The organism is Capnocytophaga canimorsus (genome assembly GCF_002302565.1).
Lineage (GTDB): Bacteria > Bacteroidota > Bacteroidia > Flavobacteriales > Flavobacteriaceae > Capnocytophaga > Capnocytophaga canimorsus.
On sequence record NZ_CP022382.1, the window covers coordinates 1358242 to 1379523 of the forward strand.

The 21282-nt window shown below is 36.0% G+C and carries 28 protein-coding genes; all 28 read left to right on the top strand.

All coding sequences use genetic code 11. The features are described 5' to 3' along the window. Positions 1-921 carry a hypothetical protein gene (locus CGC47_RS05935; protein WP_042002225.1) on the top strand — a complete coding sequence of 307 codons (921 nt, stop codon included), beginning with the start codon at positions 1-3 and terminating at the stop codon, positions 919-921. Positions 922-1099: 178 nt separating this feature from the next. After that, positions 1100-1825 (top strand): CPBP family intramembrane glutamic endopeptidase, encoded by a 726-nt coding sequence (locus tag CGC47_RS05940; RefSeq protein ID WP_042002362.1) that lies wholly within the window; start codon positions 1100-1102, stop codon positions 1823-1825. A gap of 101 nt (positions 1826-1926) precedes the next feature. Beyond that, a complete protein-coding gene (locus CGC47_RS05945) occupies positions 1927-2835 on the top strand; it encodes a hypothetical protein (protein ID WP_042002228.1) in 909 nt (302 codons plus the stop codon). 171 nt (positions 2836-3006) lie between these two features. Beyond that, positions 3007-4059: a DUF6630 family protein gene (locus CGC47_RS05950; RefSeq protein WP_042002231.1), complete on the top strand. Its 1053-nt coding sequence runs from the start codon at positions 3007-3009 to the stop codon at positions 4057-4059. Beyond that, a complete protein-coding gene (locus CGC47_RS05955) occupies positions 4047-4403 on the top strand; it encodes a hypothetical protein (RefSeq protein ID WP_197063705.1) in 357 nt (118 codons plus the stop codon). The genes CGC47_RS05950 and CGC47_RS05955 overlap by 13 nt, the downstream gene beginning before the upstream one ends. Before the next feature lie 50 nt (positions 4404-4453). Beyond that, positions 4454-4705: a DUF7660 family protein gene (locus CGC47_RS05960; protein WP_042002366.1), complete on the top strand. Its 252-nt coding sequence runs from the start codon at positions 4454-4456 to the stop codon at positions 4703-4705. A gap of 269 nt (positions 4706-4974) precedes the next feature. After that, positions 4975-5265 (top strand): hypothetical protein, encoded by a 291-nt coding sequence (locus tag CGC47_RS05965; protein WP_002687295.1) that lies wholly within the window; start codon positions 4975-4977, stop codon positions 5263-5265. Between the two features lie 196 nt (positions 5266-5461). Beyond that, positions 5462-6031 (top strand): hypothetical protein, encoded by a 570-nt coding sequence (locus CGC47_RS05970; protein WP_002687296.1) that lies wholly within the window; start codon positions 5462-5464, stop codon positions 6029-6031. 15 nt (positions 6032-6046) lie between these two features. Then, positions 6047-6256 carry a hypothetical protein gene (locus tag CGC47_RS05975; RefSeq protein ID WP_002687297.1) on the top strand — a complete coding sequence of 70 codons (210 nt, stop codon included), beginning with the start codon at positions 6047-6049 and terminating at the stop codon, positions 6254-6256. A gap of 23 nt (positions 6257-6279) precedes the next feature. Then, a complete protein-coding gene (locus CGC47_RS05980) occupies positions 6280-6804 on the top strand; it encodes a dienelactone hydrolase family protein (RefSeq protein WP_042002368.1) in 525 nt (174 codons plus the stop codon). A 128-nt stretch (positions 6805-6932) separates the two neighbouring features. Continuing rightward, the gene (locus tag CGC47_RS05985) at positions 6933-7319 is read left to right on the top strand and encodes an HU family DNA-binding protein (RefSeq protein ID WP_002664579.1); all 387 of its coding nucleotides are present in this window, start codon (positions 6933-6935) and stop codon (positions 7317-7319) included. A 197-nt stretch (positions 7320-7516) separates the two neighbouring features. Continuing rightward, positions 7517-7870, top strand: coding sequence for a VOC family protein (locus CGC47_RS05990; RefSeq protein WP_042002238.1), 354 nt, complete (start codon positions 7517-7519; stop codon positions 7868-7870). A 141-nt stretch (positions 7871-8011) separates the two neighbouring features. Further along, a complete protein-coding gene (locus CGC47_RS05995) occupies positions 8012-8485 on the top strand; it encodes a hypothetical protein (protein ID WP_232779646.1) in 474 nt (157 codons plus the stop codon). A gap of 62 nt (positions 8486-8547) precedes the next feature. Beyond that, positions 8548-8994, top strand: coding sequence for a methyltransferase family protein (locus tag CGC47_RS06000; protein WP_002687308.1), 447 nt, complete (start codon positions 8548-8550; stop codon positions 8992-8994). Positions 8995-9068: 74 nt separating this feature from the next. Continuing rightward, a complete protein-coding gene (locus CGC47_RS06005; RefSeq protein WP_082025354.1) occupies positions 9069-9296 on the top strand; it encodes an SDR family NAD(P)-dependent oxidoreductase in 228 nt (75 codons plus the stop codon). After that, the gene (locus CGC47_RS06010) at positions 9232-9513 is read left to right on the top strand and encodes a hypothetical protein (protein WP_095917179.1); all 282 of its coding nucleotides are present in this window, start codon (positions 9232-9234) and stop codon (positions 9511-9513) included. The genes CGC47_RS06005 and CGC47_RS06010 overlap by 65 nt, the downstream gene beginning before the upstream one ends. 26 nt (positions 9514-9539) lie before the next feature. Next, on the top strand, positions 9540-10331 hold the full coding sequence (locus tag CGC47_RS06015; RefSeq protein ID WP_002664567.1) for a cation transporter: 792 nt from the start codon (positions 9540-9542) through the stop codon (positions 10329-10331). Between the two features lie 33 nt (positions 10332-10364). Then, positions 10365-10811 (top strand): GyrI-like domain-containing protein, encoded by a 447-nt coding sequence (locus CGC47_RS06020; RefSeq protein WP_042002240.1) that lies wholly within the window; start codon positions 10365-10367, stop codon positions 10809-10811. 123 nt (positions 10812-10934) lie between these two features. Beyond that, complete coding sequence (locus CGC47_RS06025; protein WP_042002243.1) at positions 10935-12065, top strand: ATP-binding protein; 1131 nt, start codon at positions 10935-10937, stop codon at positions 12063-12065. 11 nt (positions 12066-12076) lie between these two features. Beyond that, complete coding sequence (locus tag CGC47_RS06030; RefSeq protein ID WP_095900117.1) at positions 12077-13000, top strand: hypothetical protein; 924 nt, start codon at positions 12077-12079, stop codon at positions 12998-13000. 70 nt (positions 13001-13070) lie between these two features. After that, complete coding sequence (locus tag CGC47_RS06035; RefSeq protein ID WP_042002250.1) at positions 13071-13517, top strand: GyrI-like domain-containing protein; 447 nt, start codon at positions 13071-13073, stop codon at positions 13515-13517. 202 nt (positions 13518-13719) lie between these two features. Then, complete coding sequence (locus CGC47_RS06040; protein WP_042002253.1) at positions 13720-15168, top strand: UDP-N-acetylmuramoyl-L-alanyl-D-glutamate--2,6-diaminopimelate ligase; 1449 nt, start codon at positions 13720-13722, stop codon at positions 15166-15168. Positions 15169-15175: 7 nt separating this feature from the next. Then, a complete protein-coding gene (locus CGC47_RS06045) occupies positions 15176-15718 on the top strand; it encodes a GNAT family N-acetyltransferase (protein ID WP_042002256.1) in 543 nt (180 codons plus the stop codon). Positions 15719-16067: 349 nt separating this feature from the next. Then, positions 16068-17087: a DUF7821 domain-containing protein gene (locus CGC47_RS06055; RefSeq protein ID WP_042002261.1), complete on the top strand. Its 1020-nt coding sequence runs from the start codon at positions 16068-16070 to the stop codon at positions 17085-17087. 99 nt (positions 17088-17186) lie between these two features. Further along, a complete protein-coding gene (mraY, locus tag CGC47_RS06060) occupies positions 17187-18401 on the top strand; it encodes a phospho-N-acetylmuramoyl-pentapeptide-transferase (protein ID WP_042002264.1) in 1215 nt (404 codons plus the stop codon). A gap of 69 nt (positions 18402-18470) precedes the next feature. After that, entirely contained in the window at positions 18471-19148 is a 678-nt protein-coding gene (locus tag CGC47_RS06065; RefSeq protein ID WP_231552422.1) for a hypothetical protein, read from the top strand. A 198-nt stretch (positions 19149-19346) separates the two neighbouring features. Then, positions 19347-19892 carry a hypothetical protein gene (locus tag CGC47_RS06070; RefSeq protein WP_231552423.1) on the top strand — a complete coding sequence of 182 codons (546 nt, stop codon included), beginning with the start codon at positions 19347-19349 and terminating at the stop codon, positions 19890-19892. 54 nt (positions 19893-19946) lie between these two features. Further along, positions 19947-21281: a UDP-N-acetylmuramoyl-L-alanine--D-glutamate ligase gene (gene murD, locus CGC47_RS06075; RefSeq protein WP_095900118.1), complete on the top strand. Its 1335-nt coding sequence runs from the start codon at positions 19947-19949 to the stop codon at positions 21279-21281. The last annotated feature ends 1 nt before the right edge of the window (position 21282 follow it).

Here is a 21282-nt window from a genome sequence, read left to right on the forward strand (position 1 = left end):
ATGAAAAAAATCCTATTACTTTCAGAAAATCACACGGATTATCATTTAGGGTTTGAAGTGCAATCGCCTGAGCCGAAATTCTTTTCGTGGGACGCAACTTACGAGGAAGTTATCGCATCGCCTTTGGTGGAGTGGGACAGCCCTTTTGATTTGGATTATGAGGTGTATGAGTATTACTATTTTAAATATCCGGTGCGGGTGGGCAATTTGCTATTTTCCAAATTTGAATTTCGCATTCATAACACCCAGCGTAGGGATATAGCCGTACGAGAATACTATGCCAATGGAGACACACAAGTAGAAGAATTTGATTTTTGGCAAGTGCATCAGCAATTAGAAAAACATTTGCCTCTCAATGAACACTATAAAACTCGTGAAGACCTCTATTCATTTTTTCAGAAAGACGGAATGACATTTCTTAGCGTTTATTACGGAGAACCTCAGCATCAATATGTGTTTTTTAATATTATCAATGCCCGTAAATATCCCGAATTAATCACTCCAATTGAAAATGAGGAGAATATACAACTTACCGATTGGGTGTTATTTCCGAAAGAATATATCGGAATAGAGACCAACTATCAAGAAAACGAAATCGTAAAACGCCGTCCACCTTTACTGACGGAAAGGTTTGGCGATAAAGCCGTTCTATGGAAAGATGAAGTAAATAAACAACTCGGGGTAAGTGTGGGTGAATTTTGCAATATTTTTCCGCTATCGAATATTAAAAAAGTGGACATCGACCGAATGCTCCCTGCCAAAGGCAGTGGTGCCGATACTCTGAGAGTGTATTACAAAAAACAAAAATACCCAACGCTAATTTTCGGTGCCAAAGAATATGATTTGGATAATTATCTGCCCCAATTGGAAAAATTCTTCGGTATGCGTATTGAAGTAACAGGGTTTTATTATAATTGTTAATGGTTAATTATCAATTATTAAGGATTTTCCAATATATGTTTCGTAATATTGTAGGGGCAAATCAACATTTGTCCTATAAACAATGTTAGGGCGAAAAATGTTTCGGACTAATAATGAAACGACAAACCAGCATATAGCTGATAATACAACAAAAGAGACAATAGAAATCAACAATAAAATGATAAAAATTTTAACCGAATCTTTTTTGCAGGTTGCTCTTTTGCTTCCTTTCGCAATTTTATTTTTGAACAAAAAAAGCAAAATCAATTTTCTGCGATTATTGATTTTTGTAAGTTGCTATGTCGCTTATCAGTTATTTCTCGTGCTTCCGAGCATCAATGTAGTGTTCGATGTAATAGAAAGTCGTTGGAATTGGGAAGGAAAAGCATTGGGAATCATTTTTGGAATAAGCTGTTATTTCATTTTTAGAAGATATTTTCACGAAAATGATTTTTTCACTTTAAAACAAAATAGAGAAAACTTAAAACCAACTCTCATTGTAGCGGTAGGATTGGTATTATTATCAACTGTGGTTTGGTTTTTATTAGGTAAATCCCAATTTAATATGGAAACATTGGCTTTTCAAATATCCCTACCAGGGGTTGATGAGGAGATAATGTTTCGCGGAATTCTACTCGGGCTTTTGACCTCTTCATTGAAAGAAAAAATAACTTTTGTAGGAAATCCAAGCGTTTTACTAACCGCAATTCTATTCGGATTTATGCACGGTTTGACTCTTGATAAAAACTATGCGATTGATTTTGAATCTATTTATTTTATACAAACCACTTTTGCAGGATACCTTTGGGGGTGGATAACTCTAAAAAGTCGAAGTATATTGTTAGCGATTTTGTCCCATAATTTCAGTAATTTTTTTGGAACATTAGCCACAATGATTAAATAATCCAAAAATCGTAGCGACTATCCGAGTAAAGTGAATAGGCGAAGTAATTACAACTCACCCAGATGTAAAGGCAAAAAATATTTCGCCCCAACAAATGAACTATGGAGAAAATCATACTTTTACAAAACCACACCGATTATCACCTCGGATTTGAGGTGCAATCGCCTGAACCAAAATTCTTTTCGTGGGACGCTACCTACGAGGAAGTTATCGCATCGCCTTGGGTGAAACAGATTTTTTATAAGGATTATGGCGAGGGGCAACTTAGTCGTCAATTCGCCTTTAAATTTCCTGTGCGTGTGGGTAATTTGCTGTTTTACAACTTTGAATTTGGCTTTACAAGCACGCAACGCACCGACATTGCCGTAAGAGAATACCGTTTTACGAGCAAAAAAGGAGCATCTAAACACGATTTTTTACAGATTTGTGAGCAATTTAATAAAGATTTGTCGCACAAGGAAGTAGATAAATATTTAGAAAATTTGTATTATGATAATCGCACGAACGGCATCAGTTTTCGTATGCAATATTATGGCGAGGCTCGACATCAAGATTTCTTTTTATCTATTTATAATACAAGGGATTATTACGAAATTATTAAACCTTTGGAAAACGAAATACAACTTACGGATTTTTTGGTTTTTCCACCACAAGACATTCGGATGGATACCAATTACCGAGAAGACATTCGTGTCAAACGCCGACCATCTCTATTAACCGAAAAGTTTGGTAATCAGTCTGTTTTATGGCGAGATGAGGAAAATCAGCAAATGGGTGTGAGTGTGGACAAATTTGTTCGGGTTTTTCCGCTGTCAGACATTGAAAAAGTGTACATCGAGCGTATGCTTCCTGCCAAAGGACACGGAGCAGATTACATTTTCATACAATATAAAAACGAAAAATATCCCACCAAAATCCTTGAAGCCGACAATAACCTTTTTAACAAGGTAGATTTAGAAAAAATCTTTAAACAGAAGATTTTGTTTGGTGGGGAATATTATAATTGTTGATGATAATTACCAATGGTTAATGATTTTCCAATATAGGTTTTGTAATATTGTTGGGGCAAATCAACATTTGCCTATAATAAATAATGTAAGGGCGAAACATTTTTCGCCCAAACAGTGTAAGGGCGAAAGGTTTTTTCGCCTCAATGATTAACCAACATTTACCCAATAACAATGAAAGAAACCAATTTATTAAAAATTTTCAACCATTTCAAAACGGCGGACGCGAAAAATCTTATTATGAAAAATCCGCTGTACGAAGGCACTATGGAAGTGGCTTATTGGGTGCTTCCTTTTAGTTTCGATACGGGTTTTCACCGTCCTGAATACGATTACAAAAAGGAAATTAAACTGACCAACAAATTGTTCCAAATGGTGGGGTTTCCTGAGTTTTCAGGCGAAGAACTTCAAAATATTTCCAAAGGTTTGGGCTATGCGATGATGATTTTTGATTTTGCCATAAAATCCAAAAACAAAAGGCAATACGAGCTTCCCATCACTTTCGGAATTTACCCCGATTCAGCTGATAATCTATACTTTACCTATTGCGATAAGCCTGTTGCAGGAGGCTCTTATCTCAGTGCTTTTAAAAATATGAAGCCTTTTGTTTTGGAAAATGCAACCGAAAACGAACGGTATTATTACGAAACGATGTTGCAACTTTCCGAAGCGGTGTGCAATGAATTGGAAATCGCTACCGAAGAGAACCAAGGCATCTTCCATAAGAAAACAGCTTCTGACCAAGAAGCCTTTGATGAATTGGTGGAGCTGTTAAACCACGATAACTATCTTTCCAAAGAGGATATCGCCGAGCTGAAAACCGATTGGCAAAACATCCACCAAAATCGTGAAGCCTTTGCTCAAAGACTCATCGATGAGGGCATTTGGTTTGAGGAAGATTTGAAATATGTTTACACTTATGAAACCGATTATTTGCTTTATTGGGCATTTGTGGAAAAATTCAATGTGTATCGCGACGATTGGAAATTCGATCCCGAAGCATTGAGTGATTTTATCAGCGAGAATATTGGTCAGAAATTCGAAATCACCTTTGAAGAATGCGGAAACGACAGCCGTATTGTGAGTGATAAACTCGAGCAGGAAAGCGATTACACCTTACTCGACCTGACCAGTGGTAACGACGACTGTAATTTCATCATCGCTAAAAAGCAGGACAAACAGCGTATTTACACCCTTGCTGACCAACTTGGCTTGTGGGTAGATTAGCAGAAACACCATTTGCCCCTAATACCTTATGGGATTGGAGCGATAAGAAAATAAACAATATGAAAGAAATGGACGAAGATTTACAACAAATGACCCGAGAGCAACTCATTTCGGAGGTCGAAAAACTGCGTAATGCCATTCGTAAGCACCGTGATTGCAGCGAACACGATTTGTGTTGGTTTCATCCTCATTTATGGAATTTACTTCCTGAAAAATATGAGGTGGATATATCTGTTCCGCAGTGGGATAAGTTTATGCAAGGATGTATCCAGTATCGAAAATCATTAGACAAACAATTGCCCAATGCACCCAGAATTACTACTGATTTTGATAACGAAGATTGATAAAGTATATCACTAATAAACAATTAGTTACGAATTTAAAACAAAAATGTATGGATATTAACGAAATAGAAGTAAACACGCGTGAGGATTTTGCTCACTTTATCGAAACCTTAAAAACCGACCTTGAAAACCATCCACAAGACTGGGAAAACGCCACGCTGTCCGATTTTTTGGAGGCATTGAGCCGTTATGCAACTGACATTCAGCAGTATTACATCAATACTGGGCAAAATATCAATGCCGATACCGCCACTTGGCGACTTTTTGCCGATATTTTTAAGGGGGCAAGAATCTATGAATAAGGAAGTTATAAGAAATTAATAAAATGAAAAAAATAGAAACACTAAAAAACCTATTTGATAACGCCAAAACGGACTATTAATCCTTAAAACAACAAATTAAGAAAAAATTGCTGTAAATACGCAATAAATTGTGTATCAATGTAGGGAAGAGATATATCGCTTCCTTTGAAAATCCGTTCCACCGTAGGGACAGGACACATCCTGTCCGTACAATTTGTGAGAACCTGTATTTTTTTCTATTTTCGCCACCTCAATTTAAATAGCTATTTATGTCAGACAAAAAAACAAATGAGTACGGAGGTTTACTCAAAAAAAATCCAAAATTAGGCGTTTTGGTTTTAGTTCTTATTGGAGTAGGATTTCTATGGTATGCTTTTAAAACATATAATGATTTAACATTATGGGAACAAGAGGGAGGTACGCGTCCTATGCCTCGAATTTTTGCATTTGCATATAATATAGGAGGGATTTGGGCAGTTGTTTCACTTATGGCAGTTGGTGGATTGTTCTTTTTTTACCAAGCATATCAGGCATATAACAAGCTCATAAAAAGGCAATAAGGTAAATAAGTGGTAATTATAGTTTACCTAAAATCGTTTTCGAGAAGATTATCTTTCAAACATATAAAAAATCATTGATTAAGGAGCAGGTGTATCTGTTCCTTAATTTTTAATATCCTTTTAAGGAATGTTTTATTCCGAATAGCAGAAAGAAAACGCACTCAATTTCAGTGTCATTACTAAAAAGAAATCATCAATGAAATCAATAAAGAAAATGTTTGTCATTGTAGCCCTTATGAACAAAATAATAAAAAACATCATTATAGGCTTTTCAGCATTGGGTTTGATGGCGTGTTCGGAGGAAAAACTCACTACCTTTAAAACCTATGACGAGCAATTTACTTTTGAACTGAGTAACCACTTTAAAAAACACAAGCCCGAAGACCTTAATTTTTTCGATAATGGTAAATATCGTATTGAAATAGACGCTGCATTAAAATCAAATCAGGCGTGGAAAAATCAGTTTGAGGAATTCCGTGCCGACCCTAAACGCAAATATAGAAACTCGTCTTTTATGACTTTTGAGCGTATTGAAGAGCCTGTTACTAATGATAACGGCTACCCGATAATGGCTTTTTTTGGGGGCGGAAAAGACCGCAGTATCCTTTTGCCCAAATACTTTGAGGGCTATTTCTTTATGGTGGAAACGCCTCGCCATTTTGTGAAAATTACCCTCAAACACACCGCAAGAAGCACCAATGCAATCAATAAAGATAAGGCATTAAGCTATCTTATCCCGATGCTAAAAAGTTTTAAAGAACAATAAATCTGACTAATTACAATGCAATTTCTGCTTAAAATTTTACCCTCTTTGCTTAAAATAGTGGCGTGTGTATATATCATCTATATCTTTATTGTAGAAAAAGGATTACGAAGACACAGCCCTATCAACTGGGAAACGCTAATGATGCTCGGCATTATGATATGGCTTGTTGTTATTATTTCCGATGCTTGGAAAGATATTAAGATGCAATGGCAAAAAAGGAAATAAACCTTTATAAAAAAGAAAAACCAATGAAAAAACTCATCGTTATTTCGGATTTATGGGGTGTAAAACAATCACAATGGTGGCAATATTACACCGAAACCTTATCCAAACATTTTGAGGTTATCTTTTATGACGCTTGTCAGTTAGGGCAGATAGATGTAAGTCAATATACCGAGGTGGCACTGCATCAGCAATTTATGGACGGTGGCGTTCTACAATCTGTACAAAACTTAACCCACAAAGAAAAAGAAACCTTCGCCATACTAGGTTTTAGCATAGGTGGCTATATTGCTTGGAGAGCCTTACACAGCGGATTAAAAGCCCAACATTTGGTAGCTGTATCTTCCACCAGATTGCGGTATGAAACAATACCTCCAAAAGCTCAGCTTCACCTATTTTATGGTAAAAAAGACCATCATCTGCCCAGTACTGCGTGGTATGATACAATGAAAACATCGCCATACCTGTTTGATGAGGCGTATCACAGCTTTTACCAAAAAGAACATATCGCCCAGCAAATCTGCGAGTATATCCAAAATAAGATGCTATAAGTCCTGATAATTCAAAGATATAAAAATGAAAATCAATGCCGTATAATGTTTAAAAATATTATCTTTGTTAGCCATAGGACATACAAGGTATTCCTTAATAAATGTATCATTTCTAAAAATTTTCAATTATGAGCATCAAGTACAAAGTTATCGAGAAAGGGCAACCGGGCGTTGCCGGAGGCGGAACCAAAAAGTTTTATGCCAATGTAGTAACCGAAGGAGAGCTATCGGTAGATGATTTGGTAAAGCAAATCGAGAAATTTTCCGCTCTTAGTGAGGCGGACATTCGCGGGGTGATTATCGCTTTGGAAAATGTAATTCAACAAGGATTAGCCGATAGCAAAATCATTCGTTTGGAAAAACTCGGCAGTCTATACCCTACGCTCAGCAGTAATGGAGTAGCTACCGAAAAGGAGTTTACGGCTAACCAGATAAAATCCGTTAGTGTGAATTATCGCCCAGGTACCCGCATTGTAGAAGCAATGAAAGCAGCAGGTTTCGAGAAGAAAAAATAGTTTTCATAAAAACCAGCAGCAGTATTTCTAAAAACCAAGCGTGGTTTCACCTAAAACCACACTTGGTTTTATTTCAAACCTGCCGTGCTTTTGCCCAAAACCTGCGGTGGTTTTTTCCGTATGGGTAAATTATTCTTTGCTAAGTGTCATTAACAAAGAATATTTAAAAACATTTAATATTTTAAAAGGAATAAGGTATGAATTACGACAATTTTTTTCTTCCTGCGGAAGATTTTGAGAAAAGCAAATATTTTTTTGCTGATGTTTTGGGTTTGGAAATCAAATTTGATTTCTCCCAAATGGGAATGATTGCCTTTAAAGTGGGCAATGAAGAGGCTGCTATTATCTTAAAAGACAAGAAAAAATTTCCGAATGTGAAACCTGCCATTTGGCTGGAAGTAGATAATGTAACGGAAGTGTACGAAGATTTAAAAACTAAAGGCGTGGAATTTTTAACGCCACCTTTCCCCATAAAAACAGGTTGGGCGGTGGAGTTTTTAGACCCTTCGGGCAATGTAATGGGCTTTACGGATTATCGTTCTAATAATTGAATTTTTAAAAATAAATAAATGATAAATAAGGACAAAAAATATTTTACCTCCCAATGTAAGGGTAAAACATTTTTTACCCCTCAATGTAAGGGCAAAAAATATTTTGCCCCAACGAAACTCTGGCTATATTTTATCATCACAATGTCGGTGTACTTGCTGATGGTTTTTATCACTATCCCTACACTGAATCGCCTTGCCAACGGACTGGATATTATTGATGTCCTTCCCTTTTACGATGGCGAATATGTGGTGCGTCTTTTGGAGTATTTAGAAAGTGAGGGCAGACATTACTATCTGTACAAGCAATTACCTGTGGATATGCTGTATCCGCTGTTGTACGCCTTTACTTACAGAAAGATATTAAAGCATTTTATTGATAAATTGAACTTTAAAAGGGTAAGATGGGTGGTCTTTTTACCCATTTTGGCGGCAGTGTTTGACTACTTGGAAAATATCGGCATCGGCATATCGCTTTACCGCTTTCCGTCACTTTCGGATACCGTTTTATCGGTATTGCCTTTTTTCAGTTTGCTAAAAAATCTCTTTGTAGTGCTGTATCTGTTGGCGTTTTTCGGATTGGGAATTATGGTTTTGGTAAAGAAAATAAAATCTTGATTGCGTCGCCTTTGGTCTTAATCGCACAGTTTATCAACCATTATAAACAAAAGAAGTAAAAAATGTTACAGTTAAAAATTCCTCCAGTTATCGTTCTTGCTGTTTTTGCGAGTATGATTGTCGCCATTCCGTATATTTTTCCATTCGATGCCTTTCAGTCGATGGGTTTATGCATCTTTTTTATTGTGCTAGGTGCAATGATTGCATTATCAGGCGTTTTGGAGTTTAGAAAATTAAGCACCACCGTCAATCCTACCACGCCCGAAAAGAGTAGTCGTATTGTGGATACGGGTATTTATCGGTTCAGCCGAAATCCGATGTATTTGGGAATGGCGACGGTGCTTGTAGGCTTAGTGTTTGGTTTTGGCAATTATTTTTCGTGGTTGGCTGTTGTGGGATTTGTGGTGTATATTACACAATTTCAGATACTCCCAGAAGAGAGGGTTTTAAAACAAATTTTTGGCAAACCTTACGAAGAATATCTGACGAAAGTTCGCCGTTGGTTATAATTTTATTTAGATAATAAAACTTCAACAAATGTGTTAGAATTATATAACTTTGTCCATTAGTAAAGAATTTAACAATGAAACTATCAAACAACACTATTTTAATTACGGGCGGTTCATCAGGTATTGGTTGGGCATTAGCAGAGCGTTTTTATGAACTTGATAATAAGGTAATTATCACAGGAAGAGACCCTAAAAAATTGGCTCAAATCAAAAGCCAATACCCAAACATTGAAACTTTTGCACGAACGATTTTCGGCAGAAGAAATAGAAGAACATCGCTATTTTTTACGCAATCGTTTTGAAATTGGCGGTTTGCGAAAAGACACGGGCAAAGCCGAAATTATTTTTCATTTTGAAAAAGAATTTAGCGACCTTTGCCACCGAGAACAGAAACAAAAAATCAGTGAATATTTTTTGACCGCCCTTCGTGTTTTTGCCCAAAAACAAAAGAAAATCAATTATAATTTTGAGTTGATGTTGGCTGATTTTGAGCGAATTGTGAAGGATTGGCAAAAATGAATTGAATCAAAACAAACAAGGAAAAAATGTACAAGACATCATTTAAAATATCAAAAATGGATTGCCCTTGCGAAGTGCAAATGATAAAAATGAAGCTTGCAGAGTTGCAAAATATTCATTCAATGGAATTTAGCATAGATAATAGACTGTTAATTGTTTTTCATAGTGGTAACTATCAGCAGATTTTTCAGCACCTTAAAAGCCTACAATTAGACACTTCTCTGATTGATAGCAGTGCTGCAGATGATTACTCAAAAACAAATGACACCAATGAAAGAGTATTGCTCTGGCGTGTTTTATATATCAATTTTTTCTTTTTTATTTTAGAAATGGCAACAGGATTTTTATCTGGTTCTATGGGGCTTATCGCCGATAGTTTGGATATGCTTGCTGATAGCTTAGTGTATGGACTTGCTTTATTAGCTGTTGGTACGAGTATCATTTATAAAAAACGTATTGCAAAAATAGCAGGTTATTTTCAAATATTTCTTGCCATTATCGGACTTGTAGAAGTCATTAAGCGATTTATTGGCAGTGAATCCATTCCTCATTTTCAAACGATGGCTTTTGTTTCGTTGCTGGCACTTATTGGTAACGCTCTTTGCTTGTATTTATTGCAAAAGAACAAAAGCCAAGAAGCTCATATGCAAGCCAGTATGATTTTTACTTCTAATGATGTCATTATCAATATAGGGGTGATTATTGCTAGTGGATTGGTTTATTTGACTAATTCTAAATCTCCTGACCTTATCATCGGAGCCATTGTATTTTGCATTGTTTGGCAAGGGGCAATAAAAATTTTAAAACTCTCAAAATAATGTAAATTAACTTTAATTAAAAAAGGAAATCATATGAAAAACGAATGTAAAATCATCGGCATCGCGGTACGCACGACCAATGCCAACGGACAAGCCGCAACAGATTTAGGCAAACTTTGGGGGCAATTTATGAGCGACACTATTTCAAACATTCCGAATGCTATTTCCGAAGAAATTATCGCGATATATACCGATTATGAAAGTGATTATCAAGGGGCTTATACCGCGATTATCGGAAAGAGAGTCAGTTCGTTAGACGAAATTCCAAACGGAATGATTGGGCGAGAATTTCCTGCTACAAAATTTCAGAAATTCATTGCCAAAGGAGCAATGCCCAATGCCGTTATGCAGACTTGGAAAACCATTTGGGAACAAGATGAAGTGCTGAATCGTGCCTACCAGTACGATTTTGAAGTCTATGGTGAAAAATCCCAAAACGGCGATGAGTCTGAAGTGGAGATTTTCGTTTCGGTGAAGTGAAAAATCAATAATCAGTGAGTATATTCATCAAAAATCATAATATTTAGTGAATATAATCACTAAAAAACCTATATATTTGGTGAATAGAAAATTTGTTTTTACCTTTGCGTAAAAAACAAACCTATGATAAACAGGGAGTTTACGCATATTTTACAACAAAAATTACGCAAAGGTAAAGTAATTTTGCTTGTGGGATCTCGTCAAGTAGGGAAAACTACGCTGATCAATGAGCTTTTGAAAGACAAGAATTATCTGTTTCTTAATGGTGATGATACTTCGGTGGTAGAACTAATTTCAGAGGCAAATACGGAAGTGTTACGAAACATCATTGGCAATTATAAATATGTGTTTATAGATGAGGCTCAACGCATTCCAAATATCGGACTGAAACTCAAAATCATTGCCGACCAAATGAAAGAAGTGCAAGTTTTGGTAAGTGATTCTTCGGCTTTGGATATCAATAATATGACACAAGAGCCACTCACGGGACGCAAGTTGGAGTACCATCTTTTCCCCATTTCGTGGAAGGAATTTCAAGATGATGTAGGTTACTTAAAAGCAGAACAGCAATTGGAGATCAGATTGTTATACGGGATGTATCCTGATGTAATCAATCATTTTGGAGAGGAAAAAGAGATTTTGGAAAACTTGGTTTCGAGCTATCTGTACAAAGATATTCTATCATTGGCGAATATTCGAAAGCCTGAAGTTTTAGAAAAAATTCTCCGTGCATTGGCATTTCAGGTGGGTAGTGAGGTGAGTTATAATGAAATAGCTCAGTTGGTAAGTGTAGATAAAAACACGGTGAGCCATTACATTGATTTACTCGAAAAGTGTTTTGTGATATTTTCATTGCATTCATTTTCGACAAATTTACGAAACGAAATCAAGACCAATCGCAAGATTTATTTCTATGATAATGGTGTTCGTAATATGATTTTAGGTGATTTTACTTCCTTCGCTTTGCGACAAGATAAGGGGGCTTTGTGGGAAAATTTTATGATTTCGGAACGAAAAAAACGCCTGAATTTTCATCGCAGTTTAGCTCGTCCGTACTTTTGGCGAACCACCGCTCAACAAGAGGTAGATTATTTGGAAGTAACTGCCAATGAAATTAGAGCTTTTGAGTTTAAGTGGTCAGATACCAAAAAAGCAAAACTTCCTAAGCCGTTCTTAGATAATTACTCGTCTGATTTAATGGTGGTTAATAAAAAGAATTTTCGTGATTTTGTGAGTGAGATTATAAAGATATAAAATCAAACAAAATGAGTTACATAGATTTTGATATAGAAAATAACTCAATTTTTATTTCTCGTGGAGATTCAAGAAATAGAAATAAAATAAAAAAAACAGATTGTACTGATGATTTTACTTTTTATGAATATAATGGTAAATCAGAGGCAATTTCATTTAATAATTTTCTTTCTTTGCGAGAGCAAGATGGTCTTAAAGGGGAAATTGAATTTAAAAAATTATTAGAAAAGAATAATATCCCATATCTTTACATTGGTCAAGGTCCGTTTGGTATTGAACGCTCTGGAGTACTTTTAGATAATACTAAATCAAAAAGAGCAGACTTTTTAGCCAATATCAAAGATTTGGGTACTATTTTGTTTGATGTTAAATGTCGTTCAAAAATTTCATTTCATAAAGGAGATGAAAAATATTTTTATCTGTACATTTCAGAGATAAATGCATTGATGAACCTTCAGAAAGCTATATTGATGCCTGTTTGGTTGGCTTTTTTGGATAGAAATGAATTAAAAAATATTCCCACTTTCTATTTTATATCTATTTCAACAGTTTCAAATTTTATAGAGCAAATATCAAAAAAGTACCCTAATAATGAAGAGTTTGAAGAAATAACTCTACTGAGACTGCCCATAGAATTATTTACAGAAATAGAGGAGAAAATAATTTTTGAAGTTGGTCACAAAAATATAAGCGAAGAGTTGTGTGAAAAACATACAGAACTTAATATCGCACTCAATAGAAGATTAAAAGATGAGATAAAAAATACGATTAGAAACAATAAATGTTATAAATCTTATCTTTCAAATTCTTTTTTTGAATATACCCAAATAAATTATTGTCAAAAAAATGAAGTGGATTTTCTTTTGAAGAAAATGATTGAAGTTAATATTATTGAATATAAATCACATCAAATTTTACGAATTTTTGGAGAATAGGATTTTCTTACAAAATCATAAAATATAAACCAACAAAAATTGTATTTTTCAAAACAGGAAATCTAAATATATGACACACGCATTTAAAATCATCGGCATCGCGGTACGCACGACCAATGCTAGCGGACAAGCCGCAACAGATTTGGGCAAACTTTGGGGGCAATTTATGAGCGACACCATTTCAAAAATCCCCAATACCATTTCCGAAGAAATTATCGCGATTTACACTGATTATGAAAGTAATCATCAAGGGGCTTATACCGCGATTATCGGGAAGAAAGTCAGTTCGTTAGATGAAATTCCAAACGGAATGATTGGGCGAGAATTTCCTGCTACAAAATTTCAGAAGTTCATTGCCAAAGGAGTAATGCCCAATGCCATTATGCAGACTTGGAAAACCATTTGGGAACAAGATGAAGTGCTGAATCGTGCCTACCAGTACGATTTTGAAGTCTATGGTGAAAAATCCCAAAACGGCGAGGAGTCCGAAGTGGAGGTTTTTATAAGCGTAAAGTAAACAACTCAAAAATGGACACTTACATTGCACTACTCAGGGGCGTGATGCCCAGAAGAAAGAATAGCATTCTAAATATGGGCTTATTTGATTGAACAAAAATTTCTTAGAAAAGAAACTGAAAATCACAAAAACCACACGCAATTTCAATACATTGACAAGGTTGGTGGTAATGGCGTAGGAAAATATATAAACAACTAAAACTATGACCCTAAAAGACATATTACAGAACATAGAAATCATCTCCCATTCGGGAGAAATCAATACCGAAGTAGGCAATTTGGTGCAAGACTCGCGGTTAATTAAGCAAGGCGATGTATTCGTTACTATAAAAGGTACGGCATCAGACGGGCATCAATTCATTAGCAAAGCCATCGAAAAGGGAGCGAAAGTCATCGTTTGCGAGGAAATTCCACAAGAAACTATTTCGGAAATTGTTTACATAAAGGTAAAAGATACCACTTCTGCTTTGGCAACGATGGCGAGTAATTTTTACGGAAATCCATCGGAAAAACTCAAGTTAGTGGGGATAACAGGTACAAACGGAAAAACCACCACCACGAGTTTGCTGTATCAGTTGTTTAGAAAAGTGGGCTACAAAGTGGGGCTGATTTCCACCATCGCCATTTATGTAGATGAGCAGAAGTACGACACCAAAAACACCACGCCCGACATTCTTACACTCAATAAGTATCTGAAAATGATGGTCGATACAGGTTGTCAGTATTGCTTTATGGAAGTGAGTTCGCACGGCGTGGAGCAACGACGCATCGAAGGGTTACAATTTGCAGGGGGTGTTTTCACGAATTTAACGCACGACCATTTGGACTATCACCAAACCTTTGCCAACTACCGCGATGCTAAAAAGAAATTTTTCGACCAATTGCCAAAAACGGCTTTTGCTCTTACCAATAGCGACGACAAAAACGGCAGTGTGATGCTCCAAAACACTAAAGCTCAAAAGAAATCGTACGCTCTGAAAACAATGGCAGATTATCGTTTGCAGATTTTGGAAAATCAGTTTTCGGGTTTGGTGCTGAAAATAGACGGACAGGAAGTTTGGACAAACCTCATCGGGCAGTTTAATGCTTATAATTTATTGGCAGTCTATGCTGTTGCGGATTTGCTCGGAATCGAAAAAATGGAAAACCTAACCGCTTTGAGTACTTTGCAGTCGGTAGGTGGCAGGTTTCAGTATTTTGTTTCGAAAGACAAAATTACGGCGATTGTGGATTATGCCCATACGCCCGACGCCTTGCAAAATGTGTTGGACACCATCAACAATATTCGCACCAAAAACGAACAACTTATCACGGTGGTAGGCTGCGGAGGCAATCGCGACAAGAGCAAACGCCCCGTAATGGCGGATATTTCCACGAAGGAAAGCACCCGAGTGATTTTCACATCGGATAATCCGCGAGACGAAGACCCACAAACCATTTTGGACGAAATGGAATCAGGCGTATCGGCACAACATTACAAAAAGTTCGTTACCATAGCCGACCGCCATCAGGCAATAAAAACCGCTTGTCAGTTTGCTCAATCGGGAGATATTATCCTCATTGCAGGGAAAGGACACGAAACCTATCAAGAAGTAAAAGGTGTTCACACCCATTTTGATGATATGGAGGAAGTGAGGCAATTTTTAAAATAACCAAGATATGAAACTAATCATAAACGAAAAATTATATCTCGAATTGGTACAATTATCTGATGCTGAAACCATTTTCAACACAATAGATAAACAAAGAAAATATTTAGGGAAGTGGCTTCCGTTCGTTTCTTTTATAAAAAATGTTGCTGATGAAGAAAATTTTATAAAATCGGTTTTGGAGACAATGGAACAAACCAAAGATTATGTGTTTTGTATCCGAAAAGAAGGCAATTTTGTCGGGCTTATCAGTTTTATCAAAACGGACAAACTCAATCAGAGAACTGAAATCGGTTATTGGATTTCAGAAACATACCAAAAACAAGGCATCGCAACCCGAGCCACCAAGCGAATGTGTGAATTTGCCTTTACCGAAATGGGAATGAACCGCGTACAAATCCGTTGTGCTGTCGAGAATTTACCAAGCAAAAACATTCCAAAGCGATTGGGATTTACCTTTGAGGGCATCGAACGGCAAGGCGAACGCGTTTCGGAAAATGTATTCCGAGATTTGGAAGTGTATAGTATTTTAAAATCGGAAATGGTAAAATAACTCAAATTGATTGGTAGAAATGATAAATAGTTTCAGAAAAATAACTGAGTTTTTTCTTAAAGAATAATAACTTTGGAAAAATATAAATAATTGTAAATGAATTTTTTGTTTAAAATACTGCCTTCGCTTTTAAAAATAGTGGCTTGCTTGTATATTTTTTATATTTTTCTGTTTGAAAAAAACTTAAGAAGAAGCAGTCCCATAAACTGGGAAACGTTAATGATGATAGGCATTATGATTTGGTTTGTTAATATCATCAGCGATTCTTGGAAAGAGATTAAATTACTTTGGCGGAAAAGAAAATAGCGTTTTTCTCCAAATTTACCAAAAACAATAAATAGCAAACAAAATGAAACAAGAACTATATAAAAGCCTAACAAAAATCGAAGAAAGTATCGTTGGTGTTCGTCAGTTTACGATTCATAATTCGGCTTTCAAATCGAGTATCGAGGTGTATGATTATGCCTATCCGTTTGATTTTATGGAAGATATAGAGCAGTATCAAACTGAATGCAAACGAGAGGGTTATGAGAGTTTGTATCAGCTTGTTGCAGAATTTATGAAAAAGTGTAACATCACGCCTTTTGATGAATCGGAGTTAAATGAGAAAAAAAATCATACTTTTTTGCTGTTTTATTTTCTGGTCAAACCTTCCGAAGAAATAAAGAAAAAAGGGTTCAATGCCGAAGTGAGAACTTTTTTTGCCGTGCCTTTTACGGAAAATGGCGAGGAAGCATTCCAAATTTTGGTTTCAAAAAATCGTTTTAGCGGAATTGTTGAAGAAATGAAATACGCCGAGCCTCTTTCGGAGGACAATGATAAAGAACATTGGGCGATATTTGAAAAAGCTGTAGCAATAGTAGAACAGGAACTAAACCTCGTTGCGAATGCAGAACATATCGAACTCAGTACTTTTGACGATGCGTTGAATGATTTTGTCGCTATTGCCAATATCAAAAAACAGAAAACTTTTAAAAATCAGTGGAAAAAGCTAAAACAAAACCCTAAAAAGTATATCGACAAAATATTAAAAGCGGGTTTTTACGGCAATGCCAATCAGCAGCAAATCAATTATGAATTTCTCCTCAAGGAACATCTCGAAACTTATAATGACGACTTTCCTATTGAGATTGATGCCCTTACGGATTATATAGAAGAGCGTTTGGGAGAAAAAATTCACATTACCGAAGAAGACATATTGTACCCCAAAAGTATTGCCGAAAAAATCGAAAAACAAACCGATTATACCCTTTTAAATGTAGAAAATCAGCTGGGCTTTTATACTTTCTTTCTATGCCATAAAGAATATAAAGACTGGATGTTATCTCTGGCAAAGCAACTGGAACTACCAATTGACGATGATTTTTAGCATTTCACATAAAAATGATGTAATACATACAACCTTTAATGGCAAAACAATAATAAAAGCGTATGTACGCAACCACGATAACAATAAAAGACAATAAAAATGTTATATTATCTATTTGATTACTTAGAAAAAGAATACAATTTGGCGGGAGCAGGATTGTTTCAATACCTTTCGTTCCGTGCGGGGGTTGCGGCGATTCTCTCACTTTTAATTGCTACCATCTTCGGAAAGAAAATTATCCGTAGGCTGTACGCACTTCAGGTGGGAGAAACCATTCGTGATTTAGGTCTGCAAGGACAGAACGAAAAAGCAGGAACACCTACAATGGGAGGCGTGATTATCATCTTGGCAACGCTTGTACCAGTGCTTCTGTTTGCTGAACTGGCAAATGTGTACATCATTTTACTCATAGTTTCAATGATTTGGATGGGAATCATTGGGTTTGCGGACGACTACATCAAGGTTTTTAGAAAAAACAAAGACGGACTCAAAGGCAAATTCAAAGTTTTGGGGCAAATAGGTCTCGGACTTTTTGTCGGAGCGATGCTTTATTTCAACCCTAATGTAACCGTGAAGAACGAAAGCATAAAAGCAAGTACAGTAACCGAAGTTCAAATTCAGCAAGAAGAAATAAAATCTACCAAAACCACTATTCCGTTTATGAAAAACAACGAATTTGACTATGCCGACCTGATTTCGTGGGCAGGTGAAGGAAGTAAAGATTGGGTTTGGGTGGTTTTTATTCCGATAGTTATTTTAATTGTGACAGCAGTCTCCAACGGAGCTAACCTCACCGATGGAATTGACGGACTGGCAGCAGGAAGTTCCGCAATCATTGTGCTAACACTCGGGATTTTCGCTTGGGTATCTGGGAACATCATTTTTTCGCAGTACCTTAACATAATGTATATCCCCAATGTAGGAGAAATGACCATCTTCATCGCTGCATTTGCTGGGGCTCTCATCGGATTTTTGTGGTATAACACCTATCCTGCTCAGGTTTTTATGGGCGATACAGGCAGCCTGACCATTGGGGGGGTAATTGCTGTGATTGCCATTTCAGTTCGTAAGGAATTGCTCATTCCATTGCTGTGTGGTATCTTCCTGATTGAAAATCTATCGGTTATGATGCAAGTTTCTTACTTCAAATACACAAAAAAGAAGTATGGCGAGGGCAAACGCATCTTCCTGATGTCACCTTTGCATCATCATTATCAGAAAAAAGGCTATCACGAAAGTAAAATTGTGATGCGGTTCCTAATTGTGGGCATCATTCTGGCAATAATGTCCTTCGTAACCTTAAAAATTAGGTAATCGAAGTTCAGAAAGAAGTTCTTTATCGCTATAAAGAATAGAAAAAAGTCCGTAGAAAAGAGAAAACGAATGATAAATCTGCTAAAATATTCGTCTTTAACACAGAAAATGTTTTCCGATGCAAAGAAAAGGGAAAATAGTATCTACAAAAAGTGTGAAGATAGTACTCAAATTGCAGGATTTTCCTCCCAAGACGAACTAATTATCATTGGGAAGAAGTATTACTATCACTTTAACGAGGTAAAACCCGAATATCAGAAGGAATTGCATAACATTTTCTCTTCCGAATGGAAAAATGAATTGTATTATGGCTTTGCTAAGTTTTACGCCAAGAGCATCAAGCAGGAAAATAAGCTCTATGTGTTGATGCTTTTGGGAATAAACACAGAAAAACTTTCAAAAGAGAACCTACAAGAGGCAAAAGACATCGGATTTGAGAAAAAAGGCAGTATTTTTTGCGAAGAAGACACGGGAAATTTCATATATAAGTCAATTCACATTGCTGGAAAGTTTGCACCAAAGCAACAATGGAAAGAAAAGCTAAAAAATGAGTTTCCGCTGAAGCAAAAATTTCATTTTACGATAGAAAAAGAATCAAAATTGCCCAAAATAGGATTGTATATAAAAGCAATCGTGTTGTTGCCTTTTACTTTATTGTCCGATTTGATAGCAATTACCTTATTATATGGAACAATTGGGCTTGTTTTTATCGTTTTAAAGCTAAAAAATCTATTAAAAAGGGATTAAATCAACAAAAATATACAGATATAACAGAAAATTGAGATTGTAGAATAGAAAATTAAGTCCGTAGAATACAAAATAAAGCTCGTACAGAACAAAATGAAGTCCGTACAATGCAAAATAAAGTCGGTACAATACAATATAAAGTGCGTACAGAGCAAAATGAAGCAAAAAACGATTAATAATTTTAACATAAAAGAAAAAATGAAACAAAAAATACTATTTATCATACTTTGTGCAAACATTTTTGCCTCGTGTGAGAACGTCAATCAATTGGTAAATAACATCAGTAACGAAATATCGGAAAGCTCTGAACGCATTGAGACAGAAATTTCTAAAAGTACAAACCAAATTAAAGACGAAGTTTTGAAAAATGTCAATTTGGAAGCCATCACCAACGAGTTACTGAACGTAAAACATTTGGAAAGTATTGAAAATGTAGCTTTAAAAGTAGTTGAATATCAAAATATTGCCGAAAGAATTTCTCTTCTGCAGGAAAACATCACCACAGGAGAGTTAGGAGCATTGGAAATACTCGCAATCACGCAGTTTACTAAAAATGCTCAGCAAGAACTTATAAAACTAAAGGAAGGAAATACCTCAATTGAAACCAAACAGAAGATAGATTCTCTTTTAATCAACTATGAAAATGTTTTAAACAACTATTCTCAGCAAAATATAAGGGGAAATAGTGAGTTTAATAATCGTTTTCAGGAAGATATGGAAGAAGACGAAGACTTTGATAACTAACTTAACAATCAATGTATGAAAAATGACATCGATTTATAGTTCAAAATATAAAAAATGAAAAAATTAGTAATTTTAGGAGGAGGCGAAAGCGGTGTTGGGGCTGCAATTCTTGGTAAAAAGAAGCATTGGGACGTATTTCTGTCCGACAAAGGCAAGGTAGCAACCAAATATGCTGAGGTACTCAATCAACATACCATTCGATGGGAGGAAAATAAGCATACCGAAAGTGAAATCCTCTCAGCAGATTGTATCATAAAGAGTCCAGGAATTCCTGATACGGTAGAAATCATCAAAAAAGCAAAGGAAAAACATATCGAAATCATTTCCGAAATTGAATTTGCTTATCGCTATACCAAAGGGAAGATTATTGCCATCACGGGTAGCAACGGAAAGACTACCACAACCAGCCTAACGTATCACATTCTGAAAGAAAGCGGGCTTAATGTGGGCGTGGCAGGGAACATCGGGAAGAGTTTTGCTCAAATGGTAGCAGAAGATGATAAAGAATATTATGTTCTGGAAATCAGTAGTTTTCAACTGGACGGAATTACGAGTTTTAAGCCGCACATTGCCATTTTACTGAACATCACTCCTGACCATCTGGATAGGTATGACTATAAAATGGAGAATTACATCGCATCGAAATTCAGAATTACTGAAAATCAGACCGAAAATGATTATTTTATTTACGACATCGACGACCCAATCATAGCTCAATGGCTTGAAAAGAACGAAATAAAATCACAAAAAATCCCATTTTCAATAGAAAAAAAATTAAATAAAGGAATTTATAGTTTAAAAGACATAATACATATGAATATTGACAACCAGACATTTGAAATTGAAGTAAAAGAAATGAGTTTGAAAGGAAAACACAACATTAAGAACTCTATGGCGGCTTCGGTATCTTCACGACTTCTGAAAGTTCGTAAGGAATCTATCCGCGAGAGCCTGAAAGGTTTTGTTGGTGAGCCACATCGTCTGGAATTTGTTAAAACAGTGGAAGGAATTACCTATATAAACGACTCAAAAGCGACCAATGTAAACTCTGTTTTCTTTGCTTTGGACACAATGAAAACGCCCGTAGTGTGGATTGTAGGTGGTGTGGACAAAGGGAATGATTATTCTCCCCTACTGCCTTACGTACACGAAAAAGTGAGAGCAATTATTTGCTTAGGGAAAGATAATTCGCCCATCTTAAAATCTTTTGGAAACGTCATTGATAACATTGTAGAGACCCAAAGTATGGAAGAGGCTGTATCTCTTTCAAAACAATTTGCAAAAAACGGAGATACTGTGCTACTTTCACCTGCGTGTGCAAGTTTTGACTTGTTCAAAAATTATGAAGAACGAGGAAATGAATTCAAAAAAGAAGTAGAAAAACTATAAC

Excerpts from the sequence above, each read along its gene's own strand:
- CGC47_RS05935 (WP_042002225.1), top strand. The coding sequence starts at position 1 with ATGAAAAAAATCCTATTACTTTCAGAAAATCACACGGATTATCATTTA.
- CGC47_RS05940 (WP_042002362.1), top strand. The coding sequence starts at position 1,100 with ATGATAAAAATTTTAACCGAATCTTTTTTGCAGGTTGCTCTTTTGCTT.
- CGC47_RS05945 (WP_042002228.1), top strand. The coding sequence starts at position 1,927 with ATGGAGAAAATCATACTTTTACAAAACCACACCGATTATCACCTCGGA.
- CGC47_RS05950 (WP_042002231.1), top strand. The coding sequence starts at position 3,007 with ATGAAAGAAACCAATTTATTAAAAATTTTCAACCATTTCAAAACGGCG.
- CGC47_RS05960 (WP_042002366.1), top strand. The coding sequence starts at position 4,454 with ATGGATATTAACGAAATAGAAGTAAACACGCGTGAGGATTTTGCTCAC.
- CGC47_RS05965 (WP_002687295.1), top strand. The coding sequence starts at position 4,975 with ATGTCAGACAAAAAAACAAATGAGTACGGAGGTTTACTCAAAAAAAAT.
- CGC47_RS05970 (WP_002687296.1), top strand. The coding sequence starts at position 5,462 with ATGAAATCAATAAAGAAAATGTTTGTCATTGTAGCCCTTATGAACAAA.
- CGC47_RS05975 (WP_002687297.1), top strand. The coding sequence starts at position 6,047 with ATGCAATTTCTGCTTAAAATTTTACCCTCTTTGCTTAAAATAGTGGCG.
- CGC47_RS05980 (WP_042002368.1), top strand. The coding sequence starts at position 6,280 with ATGAAAAAACTCATCGTTATTTCGGATTTATGGGGTGTAAAACAATCA.
- CGC47_RS05985 (WP_002664579.1), top strand. The coding sequence starts at position 6,933 with ATGAGCATCAAGTACAAAGTTATCGAGAAAGGGCAACCGGGCGTTGCC.
- CGC47_RS05990 (WP_042002238.1), top strand. The coding sequence starts at position 7,517 with ATGAATTACGACAATTTTTTTCTTCCTGCGGAAGATTTTGAGAAAAGC.
- CGC47_RS05995 (WP_232779646.1), top strand. The coding sequence starts at position 8,012 with ATGTCGGTGTACTTGCTGATGGTTTTTATCACTATCCCTACACTGAAT.
- CGC47_RS06000 (WP_002687308.1), top strand. The coding sequence starts at position 8,548 with ATGTTACAGTTAAAAATTCCTCCAGTTATCGTTCTTGCTGTTTTTGCG.
- CGC47_RS06005 (WP_082025354.1), top strand. The coding sequence starts at position 9,069 with ATGAAACTATCAAACAACACTATTTTAATTACGGGCGGTTCATCAGGT.
- CGC47_RS06015 (WP_002664567.1), top strand. The coding sequence starts at position 9,540 with ATGTACAAGACATCATTTAAAATATCAAAAATGGATTGCCCTTGCGAA.
- CGC47_RS06020 (WP_042002240.1), top strand. The coding sequence starts at position 10,365 with ATGAAAAACGAATGTAAAATCATCGGCATCGCGGTACGCACGACCAAT.
- CGC47_RS06025 (WP_042002243.1), top strand. The coding sequence starts at position 10,935 with ATGATAAACAGGGAGTTTACGCATATTTTACAACAAAAATTACGCAAA.
- CGC47_RS06030 (WP_095900117.1), top strand. The coding sequence starts at position 12,077 with ATGAGTTACATAGATTTTGATATAGAAAATAACTCAATTTTTATTTCT.
- CGC47_RS06035 (WP_042002250.1), top strand. The coding sequence starts at position 13,071 with ATGACACACGCATTTAAAATCATCGGCATCGCGGTACGCACGACCAAT.
- CGC47_RS06040 (WP_042002253.1), top strand. The coding sequence starts at position 13,720 with ATGACCCTAAAAGACATATTACAGAACATAGAAATCATCTCCCATTCG.
- CGC47_RS06045 (WP_042002256.1), top strand. The coding sequence starts at position 15,176 with ATGAAACTAATCATAAACGAAAAATTATATCTCGAATTGGTACAATTA.
- CGC47_RS06055 (WP_042002261.1), top strand. The coding sequence starts at position 16,068 with ATGAAACAAGAACTATATAAAAGCCTAACAAAAATCGAAGAAAGTATC.
- mraY (WP_042002264.1), top strand. The coding sequence starts at position 17,187 with ATGTTATATTATCTATTTGATTACTTAGAAAAAGAATACAATTTGGCG.
- CGC47_RS06065 (WP_231552422.1), top strand. The coding sequence starts at position 18,471 with ATGATAAATCTGCTAAAATATTCGTCTTTAACACAGAAAATGTTTTCC.
- CGC47_RS06070 (WP_231552423.1), top strand. The coding sequence starts at position 19,347 with ATGAAACAAAAAATACTATTTATCATACTTTGTGCAAACATTTTTGCC.
- murD (WP_095900118.1), top strand. The coding sequence starts at position 19,947 with ATGAAAAAATTAGTAATTTTAGGAGGAGGCGAAAGCGGTGTTGGGGCT.